The sequence below is a fragment of the Actinomadura sp. BRA 177 genome, assembly GCF_013372625.1.
Lineage (GTDB): Bacteria > Actinomycetota > Actinomycetes > Streptosporangiales > Streptosporangiaceae > Spirillospora.
In genome coordinates this window covers 1-2006 of record NZ_JABXFD010000729.1, presented here as the reverse complement: position 1 = coordinate 2006, position 2006 = coordinate 1, and the positions used below count along the sequence as shown (strand labels likewise).

The window sequence follows — 2006 nt, the reverse complement described above, 5'->3', positions numbered from 1 at the left end:
TCGTCGGCAGCGTCAGATGTGTCTAAGAGACCGGTGGTGGTCTTGGCCGGGGGGAAGCCACCGACCCCGCCGGCCCGACCACCCCCCTCCCGGCGCTCGCCGACGAGCGGGAGAGCCCACCGGAACGCGTCCGACCGGCGGCATGGGCTTCCCACCGGCCAAGACCACCACAGAACAGGTATCCGGCCGCAACGACCCCGGCGCCCGGCCGCCGGCGGCAGCGAGCACACCGGAGAACACCGGCGACACGGACGAGCCGAGCACGGCACCGGCCGCCGACGCACCCCGGGGCCCCCGCGACGCGAACCGGACCGAGGCGGGCGCGGAGCCGGCCGTGTTGCGGGCGTCCTGGCGTCCGACGGAGGCCGAGCAGGACGCTGTGAGCGGGCAGGTCCCGCCACCGGTGCCGGAAGCCGGGGACGAGGTGCTCGACGGGGAGCGGCCGGCGCCGCCCGACGGGTGGTACGAGCCTTATGTCCCAGACGCGGAGCCGGCGGAGGAATCGCAGGCCATGCCGCGCAGCGACGCCTGGTAGGAGGCACCGTGAGCAGAATCGTGATCTTCGCGGCCGGGTCGCGGGGGGACATCCAGCCCTGCGTCGCGCTCGGCCGGGCGCTGCGGGCGCGCGGGGACGAGGTGCGGCTCGTGGCGAGCGCGCGGTATGCGCCGATGGCCGTCGCGGCGGGCCTGGAACTCGCTCCGCTGACGGCCGATCCGACCGAGATCCTGGAATCGGACGCCGGGCAGGAGTTGCTCGCCGGCGGACGAAATCCGGTGAAGTTCCTCGGCGGGTTCCGGCGCATCCTCGGGCCGATGGCCGAACGGTTGCTGGCCGAGTGTTTCGACGCTTGTAAGGGCGCGGACCTCATCTTGGGGCCTACGCTCGGATTCCTTCCGCGTCATATCGGTGAGCATCTCCGGGTGCCTTGGGCGCTGATTCATTTTCAGCCGAGCGAGCCGACGGGCGCGTTCCCGCATCCGTTCGTCCCGCAGGCGCGGGCGCTCGGGCCGTGGGCGAGGCGGGCGAGCTTCCGGGCCGTCGACCAGATCGCGTGGCAGCTGTCGCGCCCCTTCATCAACCCGTGGCGGGACGAGTCGCTGGGCCTGCCGCGGCTGCCGCTGCGGGGCCGGCGGCCGGACGGTCCGGTGCTGGCGTGCTTCAGCCCGGTGGTCGTCCCCCGGCCGAAGGACTGGGGCCCGAACCTGCACCTCACCGGGTACTGGTTCCTCGACGAGCCCGAATGGGAGCCGCCCAAGGAGCTGGCCGAGTTCCTCGCTGCCGGTTCCGCGCCGGTTTATGTGGGGTTCGGGAGCATGGTCCCCAAGGACGCCGAGGTGACCGCCCTGGCGGTGCGGGCGGCGCTGAAGCTCGCCGGGGTGCGCGGCATCGTGCAGGGTGATCCGGCGAGTTCGGACGAGGACGCACTCGCGGTCCAGGACGTCCCGCACTCGTGGCTGTTCCCGCGGATGGCGGCGGTCGTCCACCACGGCGGCGCCGGGACGACCGCGGCGGGGCTGCGGGCCGGCGTGCCGACCGTGGTGTGCCCGTTCTTCGGCGACCAGCCCTACTGGGGCGAGCGCGTGGCGGCGCTGGGCGCGGGCCCGAAGCCGCTCCCGTTCCGCGCGCTGACCGTGCCGCGACTAGCGTCCAAGATCCGCCAAGCCGTCCAGGAGCAGAAGATGGCGGACCGCGCGAACGACCTAGGACACCAGATCCGAGCCGAAGACGGCGTAGGCCAAGCCCGCCAGATCATCGACTCACTCCTCCGTTGACTTGCGGCGTGTTGCCCTTATCCGAAGCGCGATAAGGGCAACACGCCGCAGGTCAACGAGGGTCAGGGGGTGTCGTGGTCTGGGACTTCTGTCCAGGACCAGCCTGAGCCGTCCGGGTTCGGGGTGATCTCTCGTCTGACGCGCGGGTTGTGCGGGGGGCGCGGCTGGGGCGGTCCGTCCGCCCAGGGACGCCACGGCGCGCCGTTGGCGTCCCTGGGCGGACGGACCGCCCC

2 protein-coding genes are annotated in these 2006 nt (G+C 73.0%); both read left to right on the top strand.

The annotated features are described in order from the left end of the window. Positions 1 to 142: 142 nt before the first annotated feature. The gene (locus HUX53_RS39535; RefSeq protein WP_176408383.1) at positions 143 to 535 is read left to right on the top strand and encodes a hypothetical protein; all 393 of its coding nucleotides are present in this window, start codon (positions 143 to 145) and stop codon (positions 533 to 535) included. An 8-nt stretch (positions 536 to 543) separates the two neighbouring features. Continuing rightward, entirely contained in the window at positions 544 to 1773 is a 1230-nt protein-coding gene (locus tag HUX53_RS39530) for a glycosyltransferase (protein ID WP_176408382.1), read from the top strand. Positions 1774 to 2006: the final 233 nt, after the last annotated feature.